The 22,195-nt window shown below is 66.3% G+C and carries 23 protein-coding genes and 2 pseudogenes; 7 read left to right on the top strand and 18 right to left on the bottom strand.

The window, feature by feature from the left end; all coding sequences use genetic code 11:
* Positions 1-160 precede the first annotated feature (160 nt).
* Positions 161-1,741 carry a hypothetical protein gene (locus RE429_RS09160; RefSeq protein WP_414473970.1) on the bottom strand — a complete coding sequence of 527 codons (1,581 nt, stop codon included), beginning with the start codon at positions 1,739-1,741 and terminating at the stop codon, positions 161-163.
* 345 nt (positions 1,742-2,086) lie between these two features.
* Here RE429_RS09160 and RE429_RS09155 point away from each other — a divergent pair, with 345 nt between their 5' ends.
* Positions 2,087-2,788, top strand: a complete 702-nt coding sequence (locus tag RE429_RS09155) for a ribonuclease activity regulator RraA (RefSeq protein ID WP_414473969.1) — start codon at positions 2,087-2,089, stop codon at positions 2,786-2,788.
* A gap of 24 nt (positions 2,789-2,812) precedes the next feature.
* Positions 2,813-3,646 carry a YdcF family protein gene (locus tag RE429_RS09150; RefSeq protein ID WP_414473968.1) on the top strand — a complete coding sequence of 278 codons (834 nt, stop codon included), beginning with the start codon at positions 2,813-2,815 and terminating at the stop codon, positions 3,644-3,646.
* Here the strand turns inward: RE429_RS09150 and RE429_RS09145 are convergent.
* On the bottom strand, positions 3,607-3,888 hold the full coding sequence (locus RE429_RS09145; protein ID WP_414473967.1) for a DUF3253 domain-containing protein: 282 nt from the start codon (positions 3,886-3,888) through the stop codon (positions 3,607-3,609). The two genes, RE429_RS09150 and RE429_RS09145, sit on opposite strands and share 40 nt — an antisense overlap.
* Entirely contained in the window at positions 3,881-4,573 is a 693-nt protein-coding gene (locus RE429_RS09140) for a DUF599 domain-containing protein (protein ID WP_414473966.1), read from the bottom strand. Before RE429_RS09140 ends, RE429_RS09145 begins: the two co-directional genes overlap by 8 nt.
* A 72-nt stretch (positions 4,574-4,645) precedes the next feature.
* Between RE429_RS09140 and RE429_RS09135 the strand changes: the two genes are divergently transcribed.
* Positions 4,646-5,053 carry a rhodanese-like domain-containing protein gene (locus tag RE429_RS09135; RefSeq protein ID WP_414473965.1) on the top strand — a complete coding sequence of 136 codons (408 nt, stop codon included), beginning with the start codon at positions 4,646-4,648 and terminating at the stop codon, positions 5,051-5,053.
* On the opposite strand, the gene RE429_RS09130 is transcribed toward RE429_RS09135, so the two are convergent.
* The 5 genes and pseudogenes from RE429_RS09130 to RE429_RS09110 all read right to left on the bottom strand — a co-directional run bounded on the left by RE429_RS09130 (position 5,050) and on the right by RE429_RS09110 (position 8,604).
* Positions 5,050-5,343: an acylphosphatase gene (locus RE429_RS09130; RefSeq protein ID WP_414473964.1), complete on the bottom strand. Its 294-nt coding sequence runs from the start codon at positions 5,341-5,343 to the stop codon at positions 5,050-5,052. The two genes, RE429_RS09135 and RE429_RS09130, sit on opposite strands and share 4 nt — an antisense overlap.
* A gap of 242 nt (positions 5,344-5,585) precedes the next feature.
* Positions 5,586-5,999: pseudogene (locus RE429_RS09125) on the bottom strand (gamma-glutamylcyclotransferase family protein); the annotation flags it as partial.
* Between the two features lie 28 nt (positions 6,000-6,027).
* On the bottom strand, positions 6,028-6,219 hold the full coding sequence (locus RE429_RS09120) for an acetyl-CoA carboxylase biotin carboxyl carrier protein subunit (RefSeq protein WP_414474160.1): 192 nt from the start codon (positions 6,217-6,219) through the stop codon (positions 6,028-6,030).
* Positions 6,220-6,318: 99 nt separating this feature from the next.
* Positions 6,319-8,028: pseudogene (locus tag RE429_RS09115) on the bottom strand (acetyl-CoA carboxylase biotin carboxylase subunit); the annotation flags it as partial.
* Positions 8,029-8,190: 162 nt separating this feature from the next.
* Complete coding sequence (locus RE429_RS09110) at positions 8,191-8,604, bottom strand: hypothetical protein (RefSeq protein ID WP_414473963.1); 414 nt, start codon at positions 8,602-8,604, stop codon at positions 8,191-8,193.
* Between the two features lie 314 nt (positions 8,605-8,918).
* On the opposite strand from RE429_RS09110, the gene RE429_RS09105 reads away from it, so the two are divergent.
* Positions 8,919-9,848 carry a ring-cleaving dioxygenase gene (locus RE429_RS09105; RefSeq protein ID WP_414473962.1) on the top strand — a complete coding sequence of 310 codons (930 nt, stop codon included), beginning with the start codon at positions 8,919-8,921 and terminating at the stop codon, positions 9,846-9,848.
* Positions 9,849-9,894: 46 nt separating this feature from the next.
* Complete coding sequence (locus tag RE429_RS09100; protein WP_414473961.1) at positions 9,895-10,512, top strand: alpha/beta hydrolase; 618 nt, start codon at positions 9,895-9,897, stop codon at positions 10,510-10,512.
* A gap of 140 nt (positions 10,513-10,652) precedes the next feature.
* On the opposite strand, the gene RE429_RS09095 is transcribed toward RE429_RS09100, so the two are convergent.
* A complete protein-coding gene (locus RE429_RS09095; protein WP_414473960.1) occupies positions 10,653-11,723 on the bottom strand; it encodes a PLP-dependent cysteine synthase family protein in 1,071 nt (356 codons plus the stop codon).
* 2 nt (positions 11,724-11,725) lie between these two features.
* Positions 11,726-13,258: an acyl-CoA carboxylase subunit beta gene (locus RE429_RS09090; protein WP_414473959.1), complete on the bottom strand. Its 1,533-nt coding sequence runs from the start codon at positions 13,256-13,258 to the stop codon at positions 11,726-11,728.
* 153 nt (positions 13,259-13,411) lie between these two features.
* On the opposite strand from RE429_RS09090, the gene RE429_RS09085 reads away from it, so the two are divergent.
* Positions 13,412-13,783: a hypothetical protein gene (locus RE429_RS09085; RefSeq protein WP_414473958.1), complete on the top strand. Its 372-nt coding sequence runs from the start codon at positions 13,412-13,414 to the stop codon at positions 13,781-13,783.
* A gap of 53 nt (positions 13,784-13,836) precedes the next feature.
* On the opposite strand, the gene RE429_RS09080 is transcribed toward RE429_RS09085, so the two are convergent.
* The 3 genes from RE429_RS09080 to RE429_RS09070 all read right to left on the bottom strand — a co-directional run bounded on the left by RE429_RS09080 (position 13,837) and on the right by RE429_RS09070 (position 15,467).
* Positions 13,837-14,574 carry an ATP12 family chaperone protein gene (locus RE429_RS09080; protein WP_414473957.1) on the bottom strand — a complete coding sequence of 246 codons (738 nt, stop codon included), beginning with the start codon at positions 14,572-14,574 and terminating at the stop codon, positions 13,837-13,839.
* A gap of 80 nt (positions 14,575-14,654) precedes the next feature.
* Positions 14,655-15,320: an HAD-IA family hydrolase gene (locus RE429_RS09075; protein WP_414473956.1), complete on the bottom strand. Its 666-nt coding sequence runs from the start codon at positions 15,318-15,320 to the stop codon at positions 14,655-14,657.
* Positions 15,321-15,338: 18 nt separating this feature from the next.
* Positions 15,339-15,467 (bottom strand): hypothetical protein, encoded by a 129-nt coding sequence (locus RE429_RS09070; protein WP_414473955.1) that lies wholly within the window; start codon positions 15,465-15,467, stop codon positions 15,339-15,341.
* 244 nt (positions 15,468-15,711) lie between these two features.
* Here RE429_RS09070 and RE429_RS09065 point away from each other — a divergent pair, with 244 nt between their 5' ends.
* Entirely contained in the window at positions 15,712-17,292 is a 1,581-nt protein-coding gene (locus tag RE429_RS09065) for a sensor histidine kinase (protein WP_414473954.1), read from the top strand.
* Between the two features lie 66 nt (positions 17,293-17,358).
* On the opposite strand, the gene RE429_RS09060 is transcribed toward RE429_RS09065, so the two are convergent.
* The 5 genes from RE429_RS09060 to RE429_RS09040 all read right to left on the bottom strand — a co-directional run bounded on the left by RE429_RS09060 (position 17,359) and on the right by RE429_RS09040 (position 22,192).
* Positions 17,359-19,101: an ATP-dependent metallopeptidase FtsH/Yme1/Tma family protein gene (locus RE429_RS09060; protein ID WP_414473953.1), complete on the bottom strand. Its 1,743-nt coding sequence runs from the start codon at positions 19,099-19,101 to the stop codon at positions 17,359-17,361.
* 145 nt (positions 19,102-19,246) lie between these two features.
* Entirely contained in the window at positions 19,247-19,522 is a 276-nt protein-coding gene (locus RE429_RS09055; RefSeq protein ID WP_414473952.1) for a GNAT family N-acetyltransferase, read from the bottom strand.
* 98 nt (positions 19,523-19,620) lie between these two features.
* The gene (locus tag RE429_RS09050; RefSeq protein ID WP_414473951.1) at positions 19,621-20,208 is read right to left on the bottom strand and encodes a GNAT family N-acetyltransferase; all 588 of its coding nucleotides are present in this window, start codon (positions 20,206-20,208) and stop codon (positions 19,621-19,623) included.
* Between the two features lie 126 nt (positions 20,209-20,334).
* Complete coding sequence (locus tag RE429_RS09045) at positions 20,335-20,796, bottom strand: hypothetical protein (protein WP_414473950.1); 462 nt, start codon at positions 20,794-20,796, stop codon at positions 20,335-20,337.
* A 115-nt stretch (positions 20,797-20,911) separates the two neighbouring features.
* Complete coding sequence (locus tag RE429_RS09040) at positions 20,912-22,192, bottom strand: RluA family pseudouridine synthase (RefSeq protein ID WP_414474159.1); 1,281 nt, start codon at positions 22,190-22,192, stop codon at positions 20,912-20,914.
* Positions 22,193-22,195 lie beyond the last annotated feature (3 nt).

The raw sequence follows: 22,195 nt of genomic DNA, 5'->3' as shown, positions 1-22,195 counted from the left end.
CGGGTCCGCGAAAGCGAGCCGCTCCTCAAGAGCATCGACCGCAAAAGGGGGCACCGGTTTTGCGTGAAAAGAGGCTCAAGACCGTAGGATGCTCAAGACCGTGGACTGACCGCATCGGATCGATCCCAAAGGTGCAAGTCCGCTTTTCACACCCGATGCGCTAAGACGGCTTGCGGACCTTGTAGAGCTGGAACCCTCGCCCGTTATGCATGATCTGCAGGAGATCGGGCGCCGGATTGGCCGTCTCGTCGGGGTCGGTGCCGAGCACGATCAGATAATCGTAGAAGTCCGGCCAGCGGTCCCAGTAATGCGGCCCGTCGGCCGAAGGCCCCTTCTCGTCCGCATCGACGATCACGCGGCTGATGGTCGGCGTGTCGCCGTCTTCCGTATCCACATGCTCGGCGTGACCGGCGCGGGCGCGGAGGATCTGCTTGCCCGGAACGACGAACAGCCGCGACACCAGGGCCGACCTCTCGATCACGGCCAGATTGGGCGCATGCGACAGCGCCGCATCGACGGCTCCCTCGGCGGGATCGTCCGCCTGGGTGACGAGCAGCCGCGAACCCGGCTGCATCGTGCGCAACGAGGTCCTGAGCTCCAGCAGGGGCTGCGAGATGGCGACCCAATGCGCCGAGACGTCGACGATGCGAAACGCGATGGCGACGAGACAGATGGCGAAGAAGGCGTTGTGGTTCTCGAGCCTCTTCAGGTCGACCGAGATGAAACCGAGGCTCATGAAGAAGATGCCGACGACGAGCCGCTGATCCGCCATCCACGAGCCGAACGCCATGCGGGGCATCGCCAGGAAGGCGATCGTCAGGATGCCCGCCACGATCACGCCCGCCGGGTGGAACCGAACCAGCCCGCGCCGGATGGCGATCCCGATCGCGGCCGCGATGAGAACGAGGAACGGGATGTCGGTAAAGTCAGAATAGACCGAGAAGAAGAGCGTGATCGCCTCGAACTTCCCTTGCGATTCCCAGACGATGTCGTGCGAGAGCCCCCATGTGGGGCTCGTGACGAGAAGATAGACGAAAGGCAGGAACGGCACGCCCAGCGCCAGGGCGCTCTTCAGGAGAGGCATCGGCCGCCAGCCCTTTTGCGTCCACAACCGCCAGAACTCGAAGCTGCCGATGCTAAGACCATAGAGGCCCAGCGCCGACAGGTGGCAGACATAGAGCACGGCGCAGAACGCCACGCTGACCAGAGCTCTGACGAGCCATTGCCTTTCACTGAGGGCCATCCAGGCGGCGAGACCGAAAACGGCGACGCCGACGCCGAACAGGTAGTTCATCAGGCCCGTGAACAGAAACCCGTTATAGACGAAGAGGCCGCCCACGAGCGGCCATGCGGACCAGCGGCCGTTGAGGACCCTCTGCAGCACGACGGGCCCGAGTAGCATGAGAAGAAGCGTCAGCCCGACGAAGACCCGTCCCGCGGCATAGACCCCGAGGAACGGCGTCAGCGGCGGCACGATCAGGTCCATGATGAGATTCGGAACCGGCGCCCAGGCCGCCTCGTAGAACCGGGACAGGGCCTCGTTGCCGGGAAGGCTTGCGAGCGCGTACATCCGCGCCAGATGGTTCGGGTAGTCCTCCAGCGGCGGGACGAGGGCATAGAAGAGTGGCAGGAGAATCAGCGCCGCCACCAGCCCGATCTGCTTGAACACGACCCAGGTACGCTCGCCGCCCGCATCGGCATCGGCGGCCACTGCGATGCCGCCTCTCTGGAACTTCGTCATCTCTGCCCTCAACAGCCGCTTTTCGAACGCCTTGCGACTCGGCTTACGGCGAAGGTCATAAGAACCCGCCGCCTGCCAAGGTCAACTGGTCATTCAGAGCCGGCTCATGCGGAAACGGAGGAGAAGGCCGAGATGCGGCATTTTGCTCAGATCGTCCACACGTCCCCTGTGATGGCGGAGGCCGACGCGTCATCCGGACGTGCTCAAGGCGACGTGATCCCCGAGCCTCTTGCAATCGTGAAACGATGATGCATGACAATGGCAGGGCTTGCGGAGGCATCTCTCGCGGTGGCATTCCGCGCGCTCGCCCGCTATGAGTAGCTATCCTAACGCCAGGAAACTCTCATGACTCTCGACAAGACGATCGCCGACGCCCTGCGCGCCGCCTCCACCGCCACGATCACCACCGTGCTGCTGAAGAAGGGCGTCCGCCGCTGCTGGATGAAGGGGCCGATGCCCGCCTTCAACGCGACGGAGAAGATGGTGGGCCGCGCCTTCACCCTTCGCTTCGTTCCCGCCCGCGAAGATCTGGCGACGCCCGAGTCCTGGGCCTCTCCGATCTCCACGCGCGCGGCCATCGAGGCCATGCCCGAGGGCTGCATCGCGGTCGTCGATTCCATGGGCGTGACCGATGCCGGCATCTTCGGCGACATCCTCACGGCCCGCATGGCGAAGCGCGGCGTCGCGGCGCTCGTCACGGATGGCGCCGTGCGCGATGCGGTCGGTGTCGAGGGCACGAATCTTCCGGTCTGGTGCGCGGGCGTCGCCGCGCCGCCTTCGGTGGCGGGCCTCACCTTCGTCGGCTGGCAGGAGCCCATCGGTTGCGGCGGCGTCGCGATCTTTCCCGACGACGTGATCGTCGCGGACCGCGACGGCGTGGTCGTCATTCCCGCCGCCCTCGTCGAGGATGTGGCGAAAGCCGCCGTCGAGCAGGAGCGCTACGAGCTGTGGGTGATGCGCGAAGTGGAGAAGGGCGTTCCCCTCCCCGGGCTCTACCCGCCGAACGCCGAGACGAAGGCCCGCTACGAGGCCGAATCCAAGGTTTAACCCCTCAACGCAGAAGGACGGCTGGTGTTTTACTACGTCTCCAAGATCGCCTGGTTCTTCGCCACGCCGTCCAACCTGCTTCTCAGCCTGATCCTGCTGAGCCTCCTCGTCGCCCTGGTGCGCCGCCTGCGCGGATTCGGACTGGGCCTTGCGATCGTCGCCACCGTGGCGACGATCGCGCTCGGGCTCCTGCCCGTCGGCACCTTTCTCATGGCGCCTCTCGAAGAGCGCTTTCCCCAGTTTCAGGACGACGGAAAGCCGGTGGATGGAATCATCCTGCTCGGCGGCGCCATCGATGCGTCGGACTCCGTCGCGCGCGGACAGATCGCCGCCAACGAGGCGGCGGAGCGCATTCTCGACACGATCCAGCTCGCCCATCGCTATCCGCAGGCGAGCATCCTGATTTCCGGCGGCGGCGGCACGGTGTTCGGCGACGGCGTCGACGAAGCGCCCGTGGTCGCGGATTACTTCAAGAGCATCGGCATCGACCCGACCCGCTTCATCATCGAGGACCGCTCGCGCACGACGGCAGAGAACGCGCTCTATTCGCGCGCGCTCGTTCAGCCCAAGCAAGGCGAGCGCTGGCTTCTCGTGACATCGGCGTGGCACATGCCCCGCGCGGTCGGGGTCTTCGACAAGGTGGGCTTTCCCGTCACCGCGTATCCGGTGGATTTCCGGACCGGCGGCGGGGCGAACAATCTCTACATCTTCGCGTCCATTTCCGACGGATTGCGGCGGCTCGACGTGGTGACGAAGGAATGGGCCGGGCTCGTCGGCTATTACCTGACGGGCCGCATGAACGTGCTGTTCCCGGCCCCTCACCCCTCCCCGCCGGCGGTGGGAAGCGCGAGCCTGTAGGTTCCGCGAAAATCGTCGGGGTCGACCGGACGGCCCTTGCGCACGATCACGATCCGCCCCTCCTTCATCAGGCGCACGGCCACCTTGCGCACCGGCTGCATGAGAGGGCCCCAGCCTTCCGGCCGGTTGCCGCCGACCGCCTGAGCGACATCGGCGGGTCCGATGGTCTTGCCCGGTCCGCGCTCCTTAAGGAGTGAGAGCAGGACAGTTTCGAGGTCTTCCGGTTTCACGTCTTTAATCATGCTCGTGTCCCAAGGCAGCCTCATGCGCGTCGGAGATGAATTGACGGCGCCACATGACGAACAGGACCGCCGCCGTCGCCGCGATGAACAGATAGGCGCCAATGAACCAGCCGAGATAGGCGAGCGAGAAGAAGAACGCCCGCTGTCCCCGGTTGAAATGCTTGCCGGCGACCACGTTCATGGCGGCGGCCTGACGCGCCACGGCAAGCGCCTCCTCCCGGTTTCCGTCCTTCAGGACAGGGACGGAGCCGACGATGATGGCCATGTAGTTGAACAGGCGGTACGACCAGGCGAATTTGAAGAAGGCATAGACGAAGATGATCGCGAGGCCGATCACCTTCACCTCCCAGGCGAGGCGCGTCATCGGCAGGCCGAAGGGCAGCTCGCCGAAGATCGGCAGAACCTCGTCCGCCGAACGCAGAAGCGCCAGCACGCCGCCGATCGCGATCAGGGAGGTGGAGGCGAAGAAGGCCGTGCCATTCATCAGGGAGGCCATGATCGTGGTGTCCACGATCCGGTTCTCGCGCACGACCAGCTGCTCCATCCAGCGAAAGCGATACTGATTCATGATCCTGTTGAGGCTCTTCTGTCCGGCGCCGGTCAGCTCGACCGCGCCATGGTAGCCGAGCCACGCCACGACGAAGAAGATCAGCGCCGCATAATCGACGAAGGTGAACCCGAGCAAACTGCGCCTCCCGTTGACTCTGTCGCTATCATGCCCAGTTTGTGGAGGGCCTCAAAGTGGAGCGAACCGGCTATGTCTCAGACCATCACCCGCGGCTACAAGACATTGCTCGACGAGGCCAGCGCAAAGATCGAGACTCTGCCCATCCGGGAGGCAATCGCCCTGCATGGACGCGAGGACGTGGTGTTCGTGGACCTGCGGGACCCGCGCGAGCTGGAGCGGGAGGGCCGCATGCCCGGCGCCGTTCATTGCCCGCGCGGCATGCTGGAATTCTGGATCGACCCGGAAAGCCCCTACCACAAGCCGGTCTTCAACCAGGACAAGACCTTCGTGTTCTTCTGCGCCGCCGGATGGCGCTCCGCCCTCTCGGCGGCGACGGCGCAGGACATGGGATTGAAGCCCGTGGCGCATGTCGAGGGCGGCTTCACGGCCTGGAAGAACGCGGGCGGCCCTGTCGAATCCGGGCCAAGACAGGCTTAAGCCGTCCTGCGCAGTTCGAAACCATTCGTTCGGTCGAGTTCGTGATCGGCGCCGTCGACCGGCTCGACCAGCTGCACCAGGGACCCGACCGGCCCTTCATGGCAGGCCTTGAGCATGACCTCGACCATCTCGCCCGGCCCTGAGAACACCGCCTCGACACTGCCGTCCACGCGGTTGCGGACCCAGCCCGTCAGCCCATGCAGCTGAGCCTGATGCTGCATCCAGACGCGAAAGCCGACCCCCTGAACCCGTCCGTGTATCCGCACATGAGCAATCCGGTTCGCGATCATCGTTTCCTGCTCTCACATTCAGCATGTCGGGCATCGCGCGCCGTCGAGCCCACCTTCGGTCGCATCGAAGGATCATGCAACACGGGATTCAACGCATGCCTACGGCAAAGGTTCGGCCAGGAGGAGAGGCCGCAGGAACCCTAGCAGGAACCCTACTTGCGGATCGTGCTCGAAGGCGCGGCCCAGAGCGGACGGACCTTCGGCGTCTGTGGGCCCGGAGCGGATGCACCGGGACCGTTCGGCAGCCATAGGCCGAGGCTTCGAACGTAGTCCTCCGGCAGTCCCGCATGAACGGCCGCCTCGATGACGCCCTCCATATAGCCGGGGCGCGGCGTGCCGGGCTTGGCGCTTCGCCCGATATAGACCACGGCGCGGCGGGGCCCCTGCTCGGTGACGACCGGCTGAACCACCTTGGCGTAGAGACCGGTCGAGAGGCTCTCGTAGCGGTCGAGCGCGGGCACGTCCGCGAGCGCCAGATCCCACACCATGCCCCAGACCGTGCGCTGCGGATCGCGCGTAACGGTCGCATAGCCTTCATCGAAAATCATGAAGCGGTGGCGCATGAGCCGTGCGATGCCGACCGGCTTCGAGGCCGGGCAGCGCTGAAGCATGGCGGCCCGGTCCATGTTGGAGCCATAGGCGAAATAAAGGGGCATGGGACCTGTCCTGCGGGACCGGCGGCTCTCAGGCGAATTCGAGAATGACCGCGTCGACGGCGAGGCTATCGCCTTCCTTGGCGTGGATGTGGGCGATGGTGCCGTCGCGCTCGGCGCGCAGCACGTTTTCCATCTTCATCGCCTCGACGATGCACAAGGGCTCGCCCGCCTTGACCTCCTGGCCGGGGCTGACGCTGATCGCCTTCACCAGGCCGGGCATCGGGCACAGCAGCGTCTTGCCGGTATCCGCCTCCTGGCGCGCCGGCATCAGCGCGGCCAGCTCCGCCTCGCGCCGGGTATAGACCCGCACCTCGGCGGCCGCGCCCGCATGCGCCAGCGCCACCCCGTTGAGGATCGGCCGCACCTGCACGGCGATCGCCTCACCGCCGACCGTGCCGGTCCAGACCGGTTCGCCCGGCGCCCAGGCCGACATCACCGGCCACGCCTCCCCGTCGAGCACCACCGCGATGCCGCCGTCGATGTCCTCGATCACCACGTCGTGGCGCACCGAGCCGAGCAGCACCACCCGCTCGCGCTCGAACCGGAGCGAGGCGGCCGGGCGCAGCTGGCCCGAGATCCGGCGCTTGCGCTCGTTCAGAAGATGATCGATCGCCGCCCCGACCGCGACCAGCCGGCGCGCCACCGCGCCCTCCGGCGCCGGCACCGCAAAGCCGTGCGGGAACTCCTCGGCGATGAACCCGGTCGAGAGCCGGCCCGCCTGCCAGCGCGGGTGCTGCATCAGCGTTGCCAGGAACGGGATGTTGTGGCGGATGCCGGCGATCGCGAAGGCATCGAGCGCGCTCGCCTGGGCCTGAATGGCCTCCTCGCGGGTCGGCGCATGGGTCACCAGCTTGGCGATCATCGGATCGTAATGGATCGAGATCTCGCCGCCCTCGAAGACGCCGGTGTCGGTGCGCACGCTGACCCCGGCCGCCGTGCCCTCCGGCGGCGGCCGGTAGGTCACCAGCCGCCCGGTCGAGGGCAGGAAGTTGCGCACCGGATCCTCGGCATAGATGCGGCTTTCCACCGCCCAGCCGGTGAGCCGCACGTCGGCCTGGCTCAGCCGCAGGGGCTCGCCGGCCGCGACCCGGATCATCTCCTCGACGAGGTCGATGCCGGTGATCATCTCGGTCACCGGATGCTCGACCTGCAGGCGGGTGTTCATCTCGAGGAAGTAGAACGACCTGTCCTGGCCGGCGACGAACTCGACGGTGCCGGCGGAGTCGTAGCCGACCGCCCGGGCGAGCGCCACCGCCTGCTCGCCCATGCGGCGGCGGGTGGCCGCGTCGAGCAGCGGCGAGGGCGCCTCCTCGATGACCTTCTGGTTGCGGCGCTGGATCGAGCATTCGCGCTCGCCGAGATAGATCACGTTACCGTGCTTGTCGCCGAGCACCTGGATCTCGATGTGGCGCGGATCGGTGATGAACTTCTCGATGAAGACGCGGTCGTCGCCGAAGGAACTCGCCGCCTCGGATGTGGCGCGCGCGAAGCCCTCGGCGACCTCGTCGGCGGCATGGGCAATGCGCATGCCCTTGCCGCCGCCGCCGGCCGAGGCCTTGATCATCACCGGATAGCCGATCGCGTCGGCGATGGTGACCGCCTGCTCGGGGCTCGCGATCACGCCGAGATAGCCCGGCACGGTCGAGACCCCGGCGGCGGCGGCGGCCTTCTTCGAGGCGATCTTGTCGCCCATGGCGGCGATCGCGCCGGGATGCGGCCCGATGAACACGATGCCGGCCGCGGCCAGCGCCTGCGGAAACGCCTCGCGCTCGGACAGGAAGCCGTAGCCGGGATGGACCGCCTGGGCGCCGGTGGCCCGGCAGGCCGCGACGATCTTGTCGATCGCGAGATAGGACCCTGCTGCCGCGGCCGGGCCGATCGGGACGGCCTCGTCGGCCATCTCGACATGGAGCGCGTCCCGGTCGGCTTCGGAATAGACCGCCACCGTCTTGATGCCCATGCGCCGGGCGGTCTTGATCACCCGGCACGCGATCTCGCCGCGGTTCGCAATCAGGATCTTGTCGAACATGAGCCTCGGACGCTCCACCCACAAAAAGACTTGCCACAAAAGAACTTGCCGCAAAAGAACTTGCCGCAAAAGAACTTGGCCCCACCTCCGTTACTGCACATCGGTGCCTTGGGGAAGCAGGGCCGCATTCAGTATTTAGGTTAGATCGCGATGGAGCGGCGCTCAGGCGGCCGCGAGGCTCATCCGGGCCCGCTGGCGTCCGCGCATGATGAAGTCGAGGAGCGCCACGTCCACGTAGCCCGCCTCGTCGAGAATGGCATAGGCGATGGCCATGGCGTTGCGGCTGGGGCCGCTGACCTCCAGAACCGTGGCCAGCCACAGGGCGTCATCGTTTCTCACGACCCCATGAGGTTGCCGTTTCCACACCACGAAATCCACCACGAGCCTGGTGAGCGCCGTACCCCAGCTCTCGTCGGCCTCGACGATACGGTCCACGGCCAGCAGCGTCTCCACCTCCAGGCGACTGGCGATGCCGTCCTGCAGCACCTCGCCGATGAGCGCCTTCACGGCATCGGCGGAAATGAAATTGCAATCCGCGGCATTGTCGATGAACTGGCGAAGGCTGTCCTTCATCATCCCCATGGCTCCCTTCGGCCCTCATCTGACGCAGGCCGGTCGATCTCTTGCGTGGGACGAGTTTCACACGGGCGGCGGCGTAAACCGTTAACGCGACATGCTGAATCGCCGTTGAGGTTAAGCCTTGCTGAGACTTCTTGGTTGCCGGTTTCTTAGCGAGTCGATTTTCCAGCAGCCATGCGGTTTCGAATGCGGGGCTCCCTGTCGCTTGCATTCCCGCAAGGTCGCCCTTTCCGCACTCCCTCCCGCACCGATGGTACATATCTTGGCGTCATGCGGCGCGCTTTTCGCTGCCGCCCGTTAAGGAACACGCCATGCGACATCACGGTATTCATCACGTCACCGCCATCGCGGGTCCGGCCCGTCGCAACCTCGATTTCTACACCCGGGTTCTCGGGCTTCGTCTCGTCAAGAAGACGGTCAACTTCGACGATCCCGGCACCTACCATCTCTATTTCGGCGACAGCCACGGCAGCCCGGGATCGATCCTCACCTTCTTCCCCTGGGAACATGTGGCTCCCGGGCGGACCGGGATCGGCTCGACCTCCGAGACGGCCTTCCGCGTGCCGGCAAGCTCCCTCGGCTACTGGAGCCATCGCTTCATCGAACAGGGCGTCGAGCATGGCGCGCTGGAGAAGCGCTTCGGCGAGAGCGTCCTGCCCTTCAAGGATCCCCACGGCACCAGCCTGTCCCTCGTCGGGGTCGCCGACGCCGGGGCCGAGGGGGCCTGGGCCGCGGGCGAGATTCCGGCGGAACATGCCATTCGGGGCCTGGAGGGCGTGACGCTGCTCGTTGAGAACGGCGAGACCACCGGCGCGATCCTCACGGAGGTCCTCGGCTTCCGCGAAGTGGCGAGGGAGGAGACTCTCGTGCGCTACAGGAGCGACGCCGCCATCGGCGCCACCGTCGATATCCGCAGCGTCGGCGGCTTCCTGCCGGGGCGCATGGGCGGCGGGTCGGTGCATCACGTCGCCTTCCGCGCCGCGGACGATGACGATCAGGCCAGGATGGTGAAGACGCTCGCGGAAAAATACGGCCTCCACGCCACGGAGCAGAAGGACCGGAACTACTTCCGTTCCGTCTATTTCCGCGAGCCCGGCGGCATTCTGTTCGAGATCGCCACCGATGCGCCCGGCTTTGCCGTGGACGAGGCCGAGGATCGCCTGGGAAGCGAACTCAAGCTGCCCGCTTTCCTCGAGCCGAGCCGCCCCAAGATCGAGGCACATCTGCCTGAGTTGGCGTGAAGAAAACCCTCTCCCCTTCGGGGGAGAGGACAAGGTGAGAAAACCCATGACCGAGCTGTCCTTCATTCATCGCTACGAGCCCGCCACAGAGCCCGGCCGCCCGCCCCTTCTGCTGCTTCATGGCACGGGCGGAGACGAGAACGATCTGATCTCCTTGGGCCGCATGGTCTCGCCCGGCTCCGCCCTGCTCTCCCCGCGCGGCAAGGTGCTGGAGAACGGCATGCCGCGCTTCTTCCGCCGGTTGGCGGAAGGCGTGTTCGACGAGGAGGACCTGCGCCTTCGCACCGATGAGCTCGCCGATTTCGTCGCCGAGGCGCGCAAGGCCTACGGCCTCGCGGCTCCGGTCGCGCTCGGCTTCTCCAACGGCGCGAACATCGCCGCCGCGATGCTGATCCTGCGTCCCGAGGCGCTGTCGGGCGCCGCTCTGCTGCGCGCCATGGTGCCACTCCACGATGCGCCAAAAAGCGACCTCACGGGCAAGCGCGTGCTGATGGTGTCGGGCCTGATGGACCCGATCATTCCGGCCGACAACGCGGCGCGTCTCGCCGCATCGCTCGCGGCGGCGGGAGCCGAGGTCGTGCACGAAACGCTGCCGACAGGACACGGGCTGTCGCAGACCGACCTGCAGTTGCTCGTGAAGTGGTTTTCGGAGCAAGGGGCGTAGCGACGCCGGCGCGACTACCGCGTCTTGTCATCATTCGTCGTCATGGCCGCACGCGTTGCGGCCATCCACGTCTTGGGAACCACTGCGCCACAAAGACGGGGATGCCCGGCTCAAGGCCGGGCATGACGAGAATAGCGCGGCTACAGAATGCCCGTCTCGAAGAAGCGCTCGATGGCTTCCTCGGACGGCTCGATGTCGATGCCGCGCTCCTTGAGCCAGTCGTCGTTGAAATGCGTGGAGCGGTAGCGGTCGCCGGAATCGCACAAAAGCGTCACCACCGAACCCGTCTCGCCCTGCCGCACCATTTCGCCGACGATCTGCGCCACAGCCCAGAGATTGGTGCCCGTCGAGCCGCCGCAGGAGCGGCCGATGCGCCGGGAGAGAACCCGCGCCGCCGCGATGCTCGCCGCATCCGGCACCGCATAGGCCTGGTCGATGAGTTCGGGCACGAAGGACGGCTCGCAGCGCGGCCGGCCGATGCCCTCGATGACGGAAGGCGGCTTGCTGGTGGTGCACACGCTGCGGTCCGCCAGATGCCGATGGAAGACCGAGGCCTCCGGATCGGCGAGACACAGCTTCGTCGGCAGGCGGCGATAGCGGATGTAGCGCCCGAGCGTCGCTGAGGTGCCGCCGGTGCCCGCGCCGACCACGACCCAGCGCGGCACCGGATATTCCTCATGGGCCATCTGGCTGAAGATGGATTCCGCGATGTTGTTGTTGCCGCGCCAGTCCGTCGCCCGCTCGGCATAGGTGAACTGGTCCATGTAGTGGCCGCCGAGATCGCGGGCGAGCCTCGCGCTCTCCTCGTACATCTCGGCAGGCGAATCCACGAAATGGCTCTCGCCGCCATAGAAGGCGATCTGCGCGATCTTCTCGGCGGAGGTCGAGCGCGGCATCACGGCGATGAAGCGCAAACCCAGCATCCGGGCGAAATAGGCCTCCGACACCGCCGTCGATCCACTCGACGCCTCGATGATCGTGGTGTCCGGGCCGATCCAGCCGTTGCACAGCCCGTACAGGAACAGCGAGCGCGCCAGCCGGTGCTTGAGGCTGCCCGACGGATGCGTCGATTCATCCTTCAGGTACAGCGATATGCCGGGCAGAGCCGGCAGCGGCACCTGCAGGAGATGCGTATCCGACGAGCGGTTGAAATCCGCCTCGATGATCTGGATGGCGGTGGAAACCCAGGAGCGGTTGCATGAAACTGGCATGATCACAGCGGGATATTATCGTGTTTTTTCCAAGGGCGCTCGGTTTCCTTGTGGCGCAGCATGGCGAGCGCCCGGGCGATCCGCCGCCGGGTCGAATGCGGCATGATCACCTCGTCGATATAGCCGCGCTCGGCCGCCACGAACGGCGACATGAAGCGGTCCTCGTATTCCTGGGTCCGCGCCGCGATCTTGCCGGCATCGCCCAGATCCTGGCGGAAGATGATCTCGACCGCGCCCTTGGCCCCCATCACGGCGATCTGCGCGGAAGGCCAGGCATAGTTGATGTCGCCGCCGATATGTTTTGACGCCATCACGTCATAGGCCCCGCCGAAGGCCTTGCGGGTGATCACCGTCACCAGCGGCACCGTCGCCTGCGCATAGGCGAACAGCAGCTTCGCGCCGTGCTTGATCAGCCCGCCATATTCCTGCGCCGTGCCGGGCAGAAACCCCGGCACGTCCTCGAAGGTGACGATCGGGATGTTGAACGCGTCGCAAAAGCGCACGAACCGCGCCGCCTTGCGCGAGGCGTCCGCATCGAGCACGCCGGCCAGCACCATCGGCTGGTTGGCCACGAAGCCGACCGTGCGGCCCTCGAGGCGCCCGAAGCCGGTGATGATGTTCTTGGCATAGGCCTCCTGGAGCTCGAAGAAGTCGCCCTCGTCGACGACCTTCAGGATCAGCTCCTTCATGTCGTAGGGCTTGTTCGGATGGTCCGGGATCAGGGTGTCGAGGCTGGCGTCGGTGCGGCTCGGATCGTCGAAGCTCGGGAATTCCGGCACGCCGTCGAGGTTGTTGGCCGGCAGGAAGTCGATCAGGCGGCGCACCTGCAGCAGCGCCTCGACGTCGTTGTCGAAGGCGCCGTCGGCCACCGAGGAGCGGGTGGTGTGGACCTTGGCGCCGCCGAGCTCCTCGGCCGTGACGGTCTCGTTGGTGACGGTCTTGACCACGTCGGGGCCGGTCACGAACATGTACGAGCGGTCGCGCACCATGAAGATGAAGTCGGTCATGGCCGGCGAATAGACGTCGCCGCCCGCGCACGGGCCCATGATGACCGAGATCTGCGGGATCACCCCGGAGGCGATCACGTTGCGCTTGAACACCTCGCCGTAGCCGCCGAGCGCCGCCACGCCCTCCTGGATGCGGGCGCCGCCGGCATCGAACAGGCCGACGATCGGGGCGCGCATCTTCAGGGCCATGTCCTGGATCTTGGTGATCTTCTGGGCATGCGCCTCGGACAGCGAGCCGCCGAACACGGTGAAATCCTTGGCGAACACGAACACCGTGCGGCCGTTGACCGTGCCCCAGCCGGTGACGACGCCGTCGCCCGGGATCTTGGCCTTGTCCATGCCGAAATCCGCCGAGCGGTGCTCGACGAACATGTCGAACTCCTCGAACGAGCCCGTGTCGAGCAACAGCTCGAGGCGCTCGCGCGCCGTGAGCTTGCCGCGCCCATGCTGCGCCTGAATGCGCCTCTCGCCCCCGCCAAGACGAGCCTGCGCCCGCCGCTCTTCAAGCCGTTCGAGAATGTCTTTCATGGGTGGTCCCTGATGCCGGGAGGTGGCTTGCTCCCGCTTAGCACAGCCATAAGCCGCTCCAAAGTCCCACGATGGCAGTGTGCTCCGGAGCACTTCACAGGGTTGATCCGGCGCGCTAAGACGACTACGTTATAACATTATAACGGATCAGTCATGAACACCATGAAAGCCCTTGCAGCCCTCGCCCTTTCCCTGCCGGCCGCCGGCTGCGCCAGCCGCTCCGAGGACGTGGCGGCATCCTACGTCTCCTCATCCATGTATTCCGGCTATAGCTGCCGCGAGCTGAGCGCCGAGGCGCAGCGGGTCAGCTCCGCCGCCGCCACCGCCGCCGGCATGCAGGATTCCGCCCGCACCCGGGATGCGCTCGCCACCACCGCCGCCCTCGTGGTCTTCTGGCCCGCCGCCTTCTTCGTCGGCGGCAACGGCGCCCAGGCGGCCGAGCTCGGACGCCTGAAAGGTCAGATGCAGGCGATCGAGGAAGCCTCGATCCGAAAGCATTGCGGCATCACCTTCCGCCGCGCCTGAGCCCTCGAAGGATCCGACGAAAGGCCCGCCGGGCATCGGCACCGGCGGGTTCGTTACGAGAGGGCCCCGAGACGATAGACCTCGGAAGCGGCCCTGAAATCGGCCTCGCGCCTGCGGCGGCGCTCCATGGCTTCCTCGTCCTCGCCCCAGACGCTTTCCTGGTACAGTTCGTCCACATGGGCGGCGGCCCAGGCCGCATCGGAGTCGAGCGGCCCCAAGCCATGGGCCAGCGCGATCAGCACCGATCCGGAAAGCGTGGTCATCACATGCAGGGCGGCGAGCGCGAAGGGCGACTCGATCCGCTCGAGGGCCGACCGGATCGCGGCGACCGCCTCATCCGGCTGGGTCACGTGCATGACGCCTTCCGCCAGGGTGAAGCGGGCGCCATGGCTGTCCCTCGCCCAGTCGAGAATCGGGTTCCAGGCATCGTCCTGCGCCTGGACGAGCCTTGCGGGTTCGCTCACCCGGTAGAGGACCAGGTCGGATCCCGCATATCGCACGAGATCCGCCACCACTTCGGCCCGGCGCGCCGCCACGCCGTCGATGGCGGAATTGACGATGCGGGTGATCGGCATCGTGGCGGGATCGATCTCGGTCTCCTGCGCCGCCCATTCCCGGGCCATCGCCTCGGCGAGCGCGCGCGACGGCACCGCCAGCGCCTGCTTGCCCGGGGTTTTGGCCATGCGTCCGTCGAGGGCGAGATGGAAAAGCCCGTCCCGCTCCTCGACGCCGGCTTCCTTGTAGAAGCGCTTCGGCAGCATGGGCTTCATGCCGGCTTGGGCCGACCGCATGGGGTCGGGCTCGTCCTGTGATGGGAACCAGTCGCGTGAAGAATCTGTCATGGGGGAGAAATAGGCGATCGGACGGAAAGTTACGAGTAGCCCGCGATGAAAGTCCGGAGCACCGGCTCGAGCTCCCCGTAGCTGTCGACGATGCGGCGAGCCCCCGCCTCGTTCAGCGCGGCGACGGGCTGGAAGCCCCAGGACACGCCGATCGGAAGCACCCCGGCGGCCCGCGCCATTCCCATGTCGTAACTGGAATCGCCGATCATCATCGTGTCCTCCGGGGCGACGCCGATGGCCTCCATCGCCTGCAGGATCATGGCCGGATGAGGTTTCGATGGCGCATCGTCGGCGGTCTGGGTCGTGGCGAAGACACCCTCCCAGCCCTGCTGAGAAATCAGGCGCACGACTCCCTTTCGGGATTTGCCCGTCGCAAGCCCGAGATGCACGTCGTCGCGGCCGTTGAGCCATGCGATGCACTCGCCTGCCCCCGGAAAGAGCGGCGCCTCGTTCACCGGATCGCGATGCAGAACCGTATAGGCGTCCCTATAGGCCTGGGCCAGGCCCTCGACCGGAGCCTTCGGCCCGGCAAGGACCGTGAAGGCCTCCACCAGCGACAGGCCGACGATCGAGAGGGCGCGCTCCCGGCTCGGCGGTTCCAGCCCATAGGCGTGGAACGCCCCGCACACCGAGGCCACGATGACGTTCTGACTGTCGACGAGCGTGCCGTCGACATCGAAGAGAATGAGCTTCACCAGGACTTCCCCGCCCGCTCAGCCCTGTGGATTGGAACCATGACAGAACTGGGGCGTATTGATGTTCCAGTTGCCGCACTTGTCGCAGGCGGTTGCCAGGAATCCGATGCCGATCACGAAGACCGCTTGGAGGAGACGCTTCATCACCCATTGCCCCTTTTCTGAAGCGGCACCTTATTCAATTCATGCGTTTCCTGCCAGCGCAGCGATGCATCGCTCCCGTCAAAGCCTGGGGATGTCGGGCCAGGGCGAGCGACCATCTGTCCGGACTCGCCATGGGGCGAATAAGCACTATTTTCAGCAAACCCGCCAAGTTTGCCAAGGCAACCTCGCCAAGACAATCGAACCAAGACAATCGAACCAAGACAATCGAACCAAGGCTCCCGACACAGTGAAAGACGACCTTCTGCGGCGGATCGAGGAATTGGAGCGCGCCAACACTGAACTGCGCCTACGGCTCCGCGAACAGGCCGGACTCTTGCAGGCCGCCGCATCGCATCACGAGGCCCGAGGCCGTGACCATGCGCAGGAGTTGTCCTCCGCATCTCTGCGCATCGACGCCCTGCAGGTCTCGCGCGATTCCCTGCAGGCGGACGAGAGCCGCTTGTGCGAAAGCGAAACGCGCGCGCGCGCCAGTGAGGAGAAGCTCAGGCGAATCACCGACAACCTTCCCGTCCTGATCGCCTATGTCGACGGCGACCAGCGCTACCGCTTCAACAACAGGGCTTACGAGACCTGGCTGCTCCAATCCCCCGAGGACCTGTTCGGCGTTCAGCTGAAGGACGCCGTCGGAGAGGCCACCTATGGCCGCGTGAAGCCTCTCATTGATGCCGTTTTCTCGGGCAAGCGCATCTGTCATGAATGGTGGGCCCATTTCCCCAGCGGTCTGCGCTACGTCAAATCGGAGTACATTCCGGACCAGCGGGAGGACGGCAGCGTCGTCGGCTTCTACGTGCTCGCCTCCGATCTGACCGATATCAAGCAGTCGCAAGCCGCTTTGTCCGAGAGCGAGGCCAGGCTGCGCCTGGCCATCGACGCCGGGCATATGGCGATCTGGGAGGCGGACACCGCCACGAGCACGATCAAATCCTCGCCGGAACTGAACCGCCTTCTCGGCCTGCCCCCGGCTCTCGTCCCCACCACGGTCGACATCCGGCAGCGCCTTGCGCCGGGTGAGAGGGTCAGGCTCTGGCGCGTGACCCTGGAAGCCCTGGCCCGGGGCGACCGTTTCGCCGAAACGGAGCTGCAGGTCGTCTGGCCCGACGGCTCGCTGCACTGGCTGTTGCTGCGGGTCGAATTGCTGGACATCGACCACGGCGTTCCGGCCCGCACCATCGGGGTGGCCCTGGACATCACCGCCCGCAAGAAGGCCGAGGACCATCAGCAATTGCTGATCAACGAGCTCAACCACCGGGTCAAGAACACGCTCGCCACCGTGCAGTCGATCGCTACCCAGAGCCTGCGCAGCGCGGCGACCACGGCGGAAGCCCGCGAGGCCGTCGAGGGCCGCCTTTTCGCCCTCTCGCGCGCTCACGACGTCCTCACGCGCGAGAACTGGGACGGCGCGTCCCTGGCGGAGCTGGTTCAGCAGGCGATCGAGCCGTTTCGCGGAGCGAAAGACCGTTTCGAGGTGTCCGGACCCGATATCCGCCTGCCGCCCCGCATCGCTCTTGCCCTCGCCATGGCTCTCCAGGAACTCGGCACCAACGCGGCCAAATACGGCGCCCTGTCGCATGAGGGCGGACGTGTCGCCATCGGGTGGGTCGTTCTGGACCGGGAATCCGGCCCACGTCTCAAGATGACCTGGCGGGAAATGGACGGCCCGCCCGTCGCGGCGCCCGAACGCCGGGGTTTCGGAACCCGGCTCATCGAGCGCAGCCTCGCCCAGGAGCTCGGCGGGTCGGTCGTCATCGACTTCGGGCCGACAGGGGTCGTCTGCACGATCGACGCCCCCCTCGAGCAAGCATTCTGACGGGATCCGAATGCCTGCTCTCTCTTTGATGAAGCCGCGTTCTTCGCGGAGAACTGAGAGCTCCGATCAGGCGGCCGCGAGCCGCCTCTGGGTCGGAGACACGATCCGGCGGACCTCGTCGCCCTCGATGGTCTCGTGTTCCAGGAGCGCCTCGACGAGGGCGTCGAGCCCCTCGCGGTTGTCCTCGATGCAGGCTTTGGCCGCCGCATACATCTCTTCGACGATGCGGCGAATCTCCTGTTCCGCCTCGCGCGGGAAGCTATCGCCAGAGCGGGCCACCTTCACCATGCCGATGGCGGGGCTCATGCCCCATTCCGTGACCATGCGCGTGGCGATGCTGGTCGCATGGGCGATGTCGCTCGCGGCGCCCGTCGTGACCTTGCGGGGGCCGAAGACCACCTCCTCCGCGGCGCGCCCGCCCATGGCGACGATGAGGTCGGCTTCGAGCTTTTCCACGGGAATGCAGTAGCGGTCGTTCTCGGGCAGGCGCATGACGAGGCCCAGCGCCTGGCCATGCGGAATGATGGTGGCGCTGTGCACCTTGTCGGAGCCCGGAGTCAGGCAGGCGCACAGGGCGTGGCCCGCCTCGTGCACCGCGACGAGCCTGCGCTCCTCCGTGCTGATCACGAGGGAACGGCGCTCCAGCCCCATGATGATCTTGTTGCGGGCGGCCTCCAGGTGTTCGCGGCAGATCTCGGCCAGACCGTCGCGCGCCGCGAAGATCGCCGCCTCGTTGAGGAGGTTGCTCAGATCGGCCCCCGAGAAGCCGGGCGTTCCCCGGGCGATCGATGCGAGCTCGACGCCCGACGCCAGCTTCACGTTGCGCGCATGCACGGAGAGGATCGCCTCCCGGCCTGTGATGTCGGGCAGGCCGATATGGACCTGCCGGTCGAAGCGGCCGGGGCGCAGCAGGGCGGGATCGAGCACGTCGACCCGGTTGGTCGCGCCGATCACGATGACGCCGCTCGTCGTGTTGAAACCGTCCATCTCCACCAGGAGCTGGTTCAGGGTCGACTCGAACTCCCGGTCCGCCGCCGACCCGCCGCCGCCGCGCTTGCGGCCGATGGCGTCGATCTCGTCGATGAAGATCAGGCACGGCGCGCGCCTGCGGGCCTGCTCGAACAGCTTGGCCACGCGGCTCTTGGCGATGCCGATCAGCGGGGCGGAGAAGTCGCTCCCCGCCACGGCCATGAAGGATACGCCGGCCTCGCCCGCGAGGGCCTTGGCGATCAATGTCTTGCCGGTCCCGGGCGGGCCGACCATCAGCACCCCCTTGGGGATGCGGGCCCCCACCCGCTCGAAGGCCCGGGCGTCGCTGAGGAAGGCGATGACTTCCTGCAATTCGGCCTTCGCCTCCTCCTGACCCGCCACGTGGTCGAAGCGGTCGGGAACGTTCTTGACGGCACGGGGCCAGCGCGATGTCGGCTTGAAATCCACCTGGACGGCCACGAGCGCCAGAACCGCCGCGACCATGATGAGGGAAATCACGAAGCTCGCCGCATGGGCGGGATCGATTCCGGACGGCTGGAAGACGACCTGCGCGCCCGCGGCGGTCGCCCGGTCGACGGTCAGGGCGCTCAGATGCGAACTCGGCACCCGGACGAAGGCCTTCTGATCGTCGATCCAGACCGAGAGGCCGCCCTCCTGAACCTGGACCTTGCGGATTTTGCCCGCATCGAGCTCGCGGGAGAAGTCCGAATAGGCGATCTCGTCGACCGTCTCGGAGAGGAAAAAGGGCACGGAAATGGCGGCCGCGACCACCGCCAGAGCCAGAATGGCGGCGCCGATGGCAACACTTTTCCTGCGCAAGAGCCTTCTTGCTTTCTCGATCACACCGGACACAGACGCCCCCTGTCGAACTTCGTTTCTTGTCGATGAAGTCCAACCTGTAGTCGTTTTGGCGTCATTCCGCAGTACGGCGAAAAGGCACACCCTTTTCGGATAGCGGCTCCGGTCAGTTCAGAAGGTCGTGGAACTCCTTGTGCCGCCTGATCCAGGCGTGAGCGTAGCCGCAGAGCGGCGTGATCTTGCGGCCCTCGGCCCGGGCGATCTCGGCGACGCCGCGCATCAGTTCGTCCGCGGCGCCCGTGCCGCGCAGCGGAACGGCCGCCTCCACATGCCGGATGACGAGAGACGAGCTGCGGCGTTCATAATTGGCGAAAGCGAGATGGCCGTTCCGTTCGAGCTCGAAGCGGTGGCCTGCAGTATTGTCGCGAACGGCGCTGCCCATTCCTCAACTCCATCTTTCACCCGTCTGGCATTCACCCGTCTGGATCAACGCTTCATCAACGCTTCCCTTGCGAGACGCGTTCCGGGAGTCGGGAATGCTCAAGCCTCCAGGCGCTGCTGCAGCCGCGCTTTCACCTCGGGCCATTCCTCCTGGAGGATGCTGTAGACCGCCGTGTCGCGGATATGCCCGTCGGGCATGATCATGTGGCGGCGCAGGATGCCGTCGAGCTTGGCGCCCAGGCGCTCGATGGCGGCGCGGGACTGGTCGTTGAGCGAATGCGTCCGGATCTCGACCGCATGGCAGCCGAGCGCCTCGAAGGCATGGCGGAGCATGAGAAACTTCGCATGGGTATTCACGAAGGTGCGCTGCCAGGATCCCGCGATCCAGGTCGTGCCGATTTCCACCCTGTGATTGGCCGCATCGATATTCATGTAACGCGTCGATCCGACGACACGCTCGCCGTCCCGGACCACGGTGGCGAAGGGAAGAGCAAGCCCCGCCGCCTGCAGGTCGAGGGCCTTTCGCACATATTCCTCGAAGCCTTCCGGCCTCGGCACCGTCGTGGTCTTCTTTTCCCAGAGAGCCCCGTCCATGGCGGCCTCGCCCAGAGCGGGCACGTCATCGAGGCTCAAAGGGCGAAGAATGAGCCGGTCGGTCGAGAGGGTCATGGGCTCGATGCGAAGCATGGCGAAAGCCTTTCACGCTGAAGCTTCGCCATTCATCGTCGACCCTGCAGCCGCAGTCAAACGGCACCGACCGGGGAACGGGCCTTTCCCCGGCCGAAAGGAGAGGTCACGGCCCTTTCGCTCGGCTCAGCGCAAGAAATACACGAGCGCCGGCAGACCCACGGCCAGGCTCGCGAGAGCCCAGGCTCCGATGGCCTGCTGCCAGGCCACGTCGCCCGTCGTGTTGCGCAGGCGCTGGGCGAAGGCTCCCGATTCTGCCGTGTGCCCGCTCAGGCACGAGCAAAGGGCGTAATGCGCCTGCCCGTCGGTGAGTCCGAAATACCGCATGGCATCTCCGAGCCGGTCGCTCGCAAGGCCGTCAGCCCGCAGGATCGGGTCCTCGTAGGCGACGGTCAGGGGAGAATTGTCCTCCCGGACCAGGGCCCGCTCTGTCGGAGGCTTGTATTCGATTTCACCGAGGGAATTCAGGCGCCGTGTCGGATCGCGCTCGAGAAGGGTGATCCATCGGTCGAGCCGCTCCTCCTGGGTGAGAGGCCTCGGCTGAACGTCGGCTACGCTACGGAGATAGTCGAGATCTTTGTGTTCCATCGATCTCCTCCTTGCCAATGTCCCGGTCATCCGCTGGATGATCGAGGCAATCGAGGGTGCGCTCGGCCCACGGCAAAAGTACGACAAGAAGGGATCAAAAAACGGATCGTCCGGATTACTCCTCGGGGGCCTCGACGATCGGATCGTACTGAGTCGTATCGAACCCGAGCAGGTTGAAGCTCTGCTGCATGTGCGGCGGCAGCGGCGCGGTGACGTCGATCGGTTTTCCGGTTCTCGGATGAGCGATCACGATGCGCCGCGCCAGCAGGTGCAGCTTGTTCTGAATGCCGCCCGGCAGCTCCCAATTCTCGATGTCGAAATATTTCGGGTCGCCGACGATGGGATGGCCGATATGAGCCGTATGGGCGCGCAGCTGGTGCGTCCGCCCGGTGACCGGCTTCAGGGAGAGCCAGGCGAGCTTCTGCGCCGCCGTCTCGACGACCGCGTAATAGGTGAGCGCGTGGCTTGCGCCCTCGTCGCCGTGATGCGCCACCTTCATGCGCGCATCGCCCTCGTCGCCTTCCTTGGCGAGATAGGTCGAAACGCGCCCCTGGCGGACGCGCGGCACGCCTGCCACCAGCGCCCAATAGATCTTGCGCGTGGTGCGGGAGCGGAAGGATTTCGCCATGGTGGAGGCGGCAAAGCGCGTCTTGGCGATGACGAGACAGCCCGCGGTGTCCTTGTCGAGACGGTGCACGAGGCGGGGCTTCTGGCCCTCCGCATCGCGCATGCATTCGAGCAGGCCGTCCACATGGCGCGTCGTGCCGGAGCCGCCCTGCACCGCCAGCCCCATGGGCTTGTTGATGATGAGGACGTCCTTGTCCTCATAGAGCGTGATGGATTGCAGGAACTCGCGCTCGCTCTGATCCTTGCCCGCATTGCGCGACACGGGGCGCGGCTGATCGAGCTTGAGCGGGGGAACGCGGACCTTCTGTCCCGGCGTCAGGCGGTCGCTGGGATCCGCGCGCTTGCCGTCGACCCGCAGCTCTCCCTTTCGGACGATGCGCTGGATATGCGTGAAGGCCAGTTGCGGGAAACGCGCGACCAGGAAACGGTCGACCCGCATGTCGGCCTCGTCGGGCTCGACCACGAGCGTCTGCACGCCGGTCGCCAGCACCTCCTGCGCCGCCGCCTTGGCCTGGGCGCGGGTCGGCTGCCGCGGCGCCTCCGCGGCCGCGGGCCGCGCCGGCGGCCGGGCGGCAGGCTTCTCGCCGCGGGCGGCTGCCGAGGGGCGCGGCGCCTTCCCGGCCGCTTTCGCGGGGGCCTTCTTCGCGGGAGCCTTCTTCGAAGGCGCGCCCGCACGCGCGGGCCTGTCCTCGCGGGAGCGGAAGCCCTGCCGGGAGCCCGCGCGACCGCCGCGGGCGCCGTTATTCTGTCCTGAACTGCTTTTCTTCATGAG

Origin of the sequence: Microvirga sp. M2 (assembly GCF_047497095.1) — a bacterium.
GTDB lineage: Bacteria > Pseudomonadota > Alphaproteobacteria > Rhizobiales > Beijerinckiaceae > Microvirga.
This window is presented reverse-complemented; position numbering and strand designations above follow the sequence as displayed.